We start from the raw sequence: 6,933 nt of genomic DNA, 5'->3' as shown, positions 1-6,933 counted from the left end.
ATATATTTTATAGGAATTTTAAAATAACTAGGTTATGCAAGAAGTCTATTATCTAACGATAAAGTTTTATCAGTATGTTTTAAAACATTAAATAAATAAGTTTGATCTGTATCAATAATAATTCAAATTACAAGATCATCATCTCTTAATCGTTCTAAAAATTTTTTAGCAATAAATTCATGTGTTGTTACACTTACATCAAAACCAATTCCTAACAATTGATGATAAAAATTAATTAATAAATCTAAATGTGTATGTTCACCAATCAAATAAATTTTTTTTGTTGTTTTTAGCATTGTTTTTAATTCTAAAATTGATGATAAATTTTCATTTAATAATTTTGTCATTATTGCACTATGGTTTGATACTAAATCATTAACAGTATTTTTTGATGGATTAAGACGATAAAACTGATTAAGTTTTTTTAAATTATCTAATTCATAGCAAAAAAAATATAAAATTCTTTTCATCCTGTAAAACCTAAACTTTTATAAAACTTTGTCACCGATGAAACACTTGTATGTGATGTTTCTGCAACATCATTAATGATAAAATTTTCATTTGATACTTTAGCAAAATTTAAAATAGTTTGTGCAATAATACCATTAACAGTATCATCATTAAGATTAATAATTTCCTCTAACTTCTCAAGAATATTAGTTTTTAATTGCATATTACCCACCTATTCATTCCATGGTTTAATCCCTTCAGATTTCAATTAGATTTTAATAAAATTTAGATAACAATGGAATGAAAAAAATTTGAGAGTTTAATGAAAATATTTTCCTAATCTACCCATCGGTACGGTCTTTTACTACTTCCTCAATTTTTGCTAGCACAGTAAATAATTCTTCAAATTCAAACTTTTCAATTTGGTTACATACATGTTGGACATTATTTAAATCCATTTTAAGCTCCTTTCAAGCAAAAAATTACCATCCTAAGTTAACTTTTCCTTGCAAATATAAAACTTTGTTTAACAACAAAGTTTTATATTACTTTAACATTAAAATCATATTGTTTCATAACTTCTGGTTTGTCCGTTACTAAATATGAAACATCTTTAACGTCATAAAATTTAAAAAACCCAACTTTATCAAATTTTGTACTATCAGCTAATAAAATTTTAACTTGAACCCGTGCTAAGGCTGCTAATTCAACCCGCGCTTCTTCTTCATTACTTTTGAAAACAGCGCCAGTTTTATCAATTGTATTTGCTGAAAAAATAACTTTTGAAAATTGAATTAATGATAAACTTTCCTCACAAAACGAACCATAAAAAGCTTGTGATTTATCTCGTAATTTGCCTCCAAATAAGACCTTATATTGAACATTAGGATTATCTTTTGCCAATTGTAAAATTCGAAATGAATTAGTGACAATTTTTATTGGTTTATCAATTAAAGTAACAAAAATTTCACAAGTCGATCCTGCTCCGACAAAAATAACATCATTTTTTTCTAACAAATTTGTTAACTTTTTTCCGATAATCATTTTTTTATCAAAATTAATACTACTTGTTCGAACATTGATATTACATGTTTTATTATGAACTCCTAAAAAATTAATACCACCATAATACATTGTAATAATTCCTTCACTTTCAAGTTCTTTTAAATCACGGCGCGCAGTTGTTGCTGAAATATTATATTTTCGAACATATTCAAGAACATGATTCATTTCGTGAAAAAGTTTTTGACACAAATATGCTAATAATAAATCTTTTCGTTGGACTCGATGGATAATTCTCTACTCTTTTCATTGTTTAATTCTGTACTTAATTATTATACCGAAAAAAAGTTATTTACCAAAATGTTCCAAAAATTTTCTTAAATTTTCAATAAGTTTTTTATTATGCAATAATTGATATAATTCAGCATCACTTGCTTTTTGAATTGCACCAATACTTTCAAAATGGTGATTTAATAATTTAATTCGTTGTTTTCCAAACCATGGGATTGTTTCTAGAATACTTGTTGTCAAAGCTTTTGTTTGCCGGCGGCGAAAACTAGTAATTGCAAAATTATGAACATCATCTTGCATTCTTGTTAAAAATAAAAATAAACGGCTACTTTTATCCAAATATACTTTCTCTTTTTTTAAATTAAGTAAATGGTCAGTTTTATGATGATCATTTTTAACTAAACCAATCACGGGAATTGATAAATCTAATTTTGCTAGTTCTTTTAAACAAGCATTAACTTGTTGAATCCCACCATCCATAATAATTAAATTGGGAAGGGCTTGTTCATCTTGAATAATCTTTTGATAACGACGAGCAACAACCGCCGCAATACGGTGCGTATCATCTTGATATGGAATTTCTAAATTATACTTACGATAATCATTTCGTGATGGACGACCATTTTTATAAACAATAACCCCACCAGTCACAAACTCATTATTAATATTAGCAATATCAATCATTTCAATTAAATATGGTAATTCTGATAAACCTAAAAGCATTTGTAACTCTTTTAAAACTTCAGCATTATTTAATTCTCGTTGGGCAGTTGTCTGGTATTGGACATAAGATTCATAACTATTTTCAGTCGCTAATTTCATAATTGTTTTTTCAATTGGTGTTTTAGGATGAAAAACACGATTATCAAATAACAAGTTTAATTCTGGTAATGCAATTGCTTCGTTAACAATTATTTTTGTGGGTAAAATATTTTTTTGATAAATATTTTGCAAGTATAAACGGTATAATTCTTGGTAATCTTCAGCAAAATCAAGATGATAATATTCATAATCTTTATAGCTTAATTTTCCAGCACGATAAAATAAAGTTGTTAACACTAAATGCTCAGTAGTTTGATATAAACTAATCACATCTAAATCATCATTTTGATTTAACATTTCAACTGTTTGTGATGATAAAGTTCAATCTAAGTTTCGAATTAAAACTTTTAATTTATGTGCTTCTTCAAATTGTAAGTTATCTGCGGCTTGAAACATTCGTTTCTCTAGTAGTTTTTTTGTTTCAGTAAAATTACCTTTAAAAAAATTATGAACTTTTTTAATCATTTTTGTATAATACTTTGAAGGAACTGATTTAAAACAAGCACCTGAGCATTGATTAATATGATAATAAAGGCAAGGTTTTCCAAGATTTCCTTTACAACTACGTAAAGGATATAATCGTTCTAAGACTTTAATAATTTCCCGCGCATGACTCCCTTCTGGGAATGGTCCATAATAGCGAGCATATTTTTGATGAACATTACGAACATACAAATATTGAGGGTCTTTTTCTTTTGTAATTACAATATAAGGATAATGTTTATCATCATTTAACAAAATATTGTATTTTGGTTTGTACTGCTTAATTAAATTATGTTCTAAAATTAGTGCCTCTTTTTCAGTTTTCGTAATAATTGTTTCTAAACGAACTATTTCTTGAACTAAGCGGGTTATTTTATAATTATACACTTTGTTAAAATAAGAACTAACACGACTTCGTAATTTTTTTGCCTTTCCAACATATAATACTTGATGATAATTATTGTAAAATAAATAGCATCCTGGTTTAGTTGGTAAAATCTCAACTTGCTCTTTTAACGATAATTTTTCTGACATTTTTCATTCTTCCCCTTATATTTGTTAATATTTTATGCTTAATTAAAACAATTAGCAACTCATCATAAAAAATCCAAGATAAGAAAACGGACTTAATATTAAAATAAAAAACTACTTTTCAGAAAAGTAGTTTTGTTAATTTTTTAACGCTTGTTTTGATTTTTCTACTAACACTTTAAATTCACTTGGATTATGAATTGCTAATTCTGATAACATCTTACGATTTACTTCAATGTTAGTTTTATTTAAACCATTCATAAATTGTGAATACGACATATCATGTTCACGTACTGCAGCATTAATTCTTTGGATTCATAATGAACGAAAATCTTTTTTACGTTGCTTACGATCACGAAAAGCATACGCTCATGATTTCATTACTTGTTCTTTTGCTTTTTTGTAATGCGTTGATTTTGTTCCAAAATATCCTTTTGCTTCTTTAATAATTTTTTTACGACGTTTTCTTGTTGTTGGTCCGCCTTTAACTCTTGCCATTTGTTAATAACTCCCTTCTTTTTCTTTATCCTTGTAATAGTTGTTTTAATCGACTCTGATCAGTTTGGTCCATTAAACCAGATTTACGTAAATGACGTTTTTGTTTTGTTGTTTTATTTTGGGCTAAATGTGAAGTATATGCATGCGCAATCTTTCATTTTCCTGTTCCTGTTATTTTAACTCTTTTTGCTAAAGATTTTTTCGTTTTCATTTTTGGCATAAATTTTCCTCCTTGTCTTTTCTTTTAAAAGTTAATTTAATTAATTATTTTTTTGGTACAACATACATATCTAAAAACAAGCCACTTAACTGGGGTTCTTTTTCAATCTTTGCCAAATCTTCAATATAACTAAAAAATTTATCTAATGTTTCTTTGCCATATTCAGGTCTTGCAACTTCTCGACCACGAAACTTTAAAGAAATTTTAACACGGTTCCCATCAGTTAGAAATTCACGCACTTTTTTTGCCTTAAATTCCAAATCATGTTCACCAATTCCTGTTCGTAAACGCATCTCTTTATTTTCAGTTACATGTTGATTTTTCTTATTTTCTTTTTCTTTTTTCTTTTGTTCGTATTTATATTTTCCATAATCAACCAATTTTGCTACCGGTGGATTTGAAGCAGCTGATACTAACAATAAATCTAAACCTTTTTCTTCAGCAAAACGAACTGCTTCATTTCGCCCTAAAGGACCAACTTTATTACCATCATCTAAAATAATTAAAACTTCACGTGCTCTAATATCATAATTTACTTGCTCGATATTTTTATTGTTTTTAGTGGGTTGATTCATCCAATACCTCCATTTTAATTAATTAAAAAAACGCTCAAAAGTAGCGCTTTCATTAACAAGAATTATCTTCTTAAATGATTAAAATATAATCATTAAAAACTTTAATTTTATCTTGTAAAACCTATTAACCACACTAAAGGGCATAGGTGAGCATTAGCTACTTTAACATTTTTCAATATTAATCATATGATGTTTTTTTAATTTAGTCAATAATATTAATAAGATATTTTAAATTAACTTACTAATCCAAATCATTGTATTCTTCCTACTCTAATTATTGCTGAAACTCTTTTAAAATTTGTTGTTCTGCTTTTGACAACAAACCATTAGTTGTTACTAAACTATCAAAATTAGTTAATGTATATAAAGGAACTTGTAAACTTTCAAAAGCAATAGTAACTTTTTTTAATTGATAACTAAAAATTGCTAATACCGCAACAACTTCCAAACCAGCTTCTTGTAAAGTTTTCACAACTTCAATAACTGACCCACCTGTAGAAATTAAGTCTTCAATGACCACAACCTTCTGCCCCTTTTCATAGACTCCTTCAATTTGATTTTGTTTTCCGTGACCTTTCTTACTACTACGAACATACCCAAATGGTAATTTTAATAAATGGCCTAATAGAGCAGCATGGGGAATTCCTGCTGTTGCTGTTCCAAAAATATTATCAATTTTATCTTGTCCGAAATTAGTATTAATAAGTTCAGCAAACCTTTCAGCAATTGTTCACCGCAGGTGAGGATAACCCATCGTTAACCGATTATCAATATAAATTGGTGCTTTAATTCCCGATGCTCAAGTAAACAATTCAGTAATATTAATACTAATTGCTTTAATTCTAATTAATTCCGTAATAATATTTTTCATCTTCATTCGTCCTTTCTAATCTGCCAATGTTGTTATAATTTGTTGATAAACGGCTACCGGATCAGCAGCGCTTGTAATTGCATGACCAATTACTAAATAATCAGCTCCTAATTCTTTTGCAAGAACTGGTGTTGCCACCCGTTTTTGATCAGTTTGTTTAGTTACTAATTGAATTCCAGGGGTAATTGTTTGTAACGATGAAAACTGTGTTTTAATCATCTTTGCTTCTCAAGGGGAACAAATCACACCATAAAAGTGATTACCTACTGCTAATTTTGCTAAATTTTGTACTAATCGCTCCGTTGTTAATGTTGAAGATAAAAATAAAGTTTGAAGTTCATCATTATCAAGACTAGTTAATACTGTTACACCTAATAAATAATTTAATTGAAGTATCTTGCACAACCTGATGCGCTAATTCTAATGTTTTTTCACCACTTGTTAAATGAATTGTAACAAAGTCAACTTGATATTGTTTTAATGCTTGTAAAGCCTTTTCAACTGTAATTGGAATATCATTTAATTTTAAATCAAGAAAAACAATATGACCGTGCTGTTTTAATTTATTAATAATTTCAAAACCAACAGCATAAATTAATTCCATCCCAACTTTTAAAAATAATGATTGTGGCGGAAACTTGTTTAAAGTGGTCGTATAAAAAATTGGGGTTTTGGAAAAAAACTCGGAAATTGAATAAGAATAATAAATTAAACCATTTACTAAAATGATTTTTTTATTTGTAAAACCAAAATTATTAATTGATTCAGAGAAAGGACAGTATCTTAAATATTTACAAAAAACTATAACAACTTTTTGATACCCTCTTTAAGTTGTTTACACATTTATTAAATATCTTAGAAATCTTTACAAAGTGTACCTGTTTTTCTCCTAATTTAAGGTGTTGTCCTTTCTCTGTTTCAGTTAATTAATTTGCTAATAAAAAAACTTAATAAAAGAAAGGAGTAAGTAATGAAAATTAATAAGCAACAACAAATTTGCGATATTGATAACTGCTATAAAACAATATCATTCATTACTGAAGAATTTTTATCAAATAAAGTTTTATGAACTTGTGAAAAACATAAATATTTATTAGACTTCTTGCATAACCTAGTTATTTTAAAATTCCTATAAAATATATTTAAAATAGAAATTATAGGAATTTAAAATTATGAAATTTGATAAATTT

General features: G+C 27.1%; 11 protein-coding genes. 1 reads left to right on the top strand and 10 read right to left on the bottom strand.

Annotated elements, in window-relative coordinates:
- Positions 1–32: 32 nt before the first annotated feature.
- The 10 genes from EHU54_RS03705 to EHU54_RS03660 all read right to left on the bottom strand — a co-directional run bounded on the left by EHU54_RS03705 (position 33) and on the right by EHU54_RS03660 (position 6,347).
- Positions 33–470 carry a hypothetical protein gene (locus EHU54_RS03705; protein ID WP_400249013.1) on the bottom strand — a complete coding sequence of 146 codons (438 nt, stop codon included), beginning with the start codon at positions 468–470 and terminating at the stop codon, positions 33–35.
- The gene (locus tag EHU54_RS03700) at positions 434–673 is read right to left on the bottom strand and encodes a hypothetical protein (RefSeq protein ID WP_400249012.1); all 240 of its coding nucleotides are present in this window, start codon (positions 671–673) and stop codon (positions 434–436) included. Before EHU54_RS03700 ends, EHU54_RS03705 begins: the two co-directional genes overlap by 37 nt.
- 317 nt (positions 674–990) lie before the next feature.
- The gene (locus tag EHU54_RS03695) at positions 991–1,716 is read right to left on the bottom strand and encodes a DeoR/GlpR family DNA-binding transcription regulator (RefSeq protein ID WP_400249014.1); all 726 of its coding nucleotides are present in this window, start codon (positions 1,714–1,716) and stop codon (positions 991–993) included.
- Between the two features lie 84 nt (positions 1,717–1,800).
- Entirely contained in the window at positions 1,801–3,582 is a 1,782-nt protein-coding gene (uvrC, locus tag EHU54_RS03690) for an excinuclease ABC subunit UvrC (RefSeq protein ID WP_400249011.1), read from the bottom strand.
- 135 nt (positions 3,583–3,717) lie between these two features.
- Complete coding sequence (gene rplT / locus EHU54_RS03685; RefSeq protein ID WP_400249009.1) at positions 3,718–4,077, bottom strand: 50S ribosomal protein L20; 360 nt, start codon at positions 4,075–4,077, stop codon at positions 3,718–3,720.
- A 25-nt stretch (positions 4,078–4,102) separates the two neighbouring features.
- Positions 4,103–4,297: a 50S ribosomal protein L35 gene (gene rpmI, locus EHU54_RS03680; RefSeq protein ID WP_400249008.1), complete on the bottom strand. Its 195-nt coding sequence runs from the start codon at positions 4,295–4,297 to the stop codon at positions 4,103–4,105.
- A gap of 44 nt (positions 4,298–4,341) precedes the next feature.
- The gene (infC, locus tag EHU54_RS03675; RefSeq protein ID WP_400249006.1) at positions 4,342–4,872 is read right to left on the bottom strand and encodes a translation initiation factor IF-3; all 531 of its coding nucleotides are present in this window, start codon (positions 4,870–4,872) and stop codon (positions 4,342–4,344) included.
- Between the two features lie 274 nt (positions 4,873–5,146).
- Positions 5,147–5,749, bottom strand: a complete 603-nt coding sequence (gene pyrE, locus EHU54_RS03670) for an orotate phosphoribosyltransferase (RefSeq protein WP_400249005.1) — start codon at positions 5,747–5,749, stop codon at positions 5,147–5,149.
- Positions 5,750–5,758: 9 nt separating this feature from the next.
- Entirely contained in the window at positions 5,759–6,148 is a 390-nt protein-coding gene (locus tag EHU54_RS03665) for an orotidine 5'-phosphate decarboxylase / HUMPS family protein (RefSeq protein ID WP_400249004.1), read from the bottom strand.
- Positions 6,096–6,347: an orotidine 5'-phosphate decarboxylase / HUMPS family protein gene (locus tag EHU54_RS03660; protein ID WP_400249002.1), complete on the bottom strand. Its 252-nt coding sequence runs from the start codon at positions 6,345–6,347 to the stop codon at positions 6,096–6,098. The genes EHU54_RS03665 and EHU54_RS03660 overlap by 53 nt, the downstream gene beginning before the upstream one ends.
- Positions 6,348–6,713: 366 nt before the next feature.
- Between EHU54_RS03660 and EHU54_RS03655 the strand changes: the two genes are divergently transcribed.
- A complete protein-coding gene (locus tag EHU54_RS03655) occupies positions 6,714–6,878 on the top strand; it encodes a hypothetical protein (RefSeq protein ID WP_400249000.1) in 165 nt (54 codons plus the stop codon).
- Positions 6,879–6,933: the final 55 nt, after the last annotated feature.

The organism is Spiroplasma sp. ald (assembly GCF_044714355.1).
In the GTDB taxonomy this organism is placed as follows: Bacteria; Bacillota_I; Bacilli_A; order Mycoplasmatales; family Mycoplasmataceae; genus Spiroplasma; species Spiroplasma phoeniceum.
This window is presented reverse-complemented; position numbering and strand designations above follow the sequence as displayed.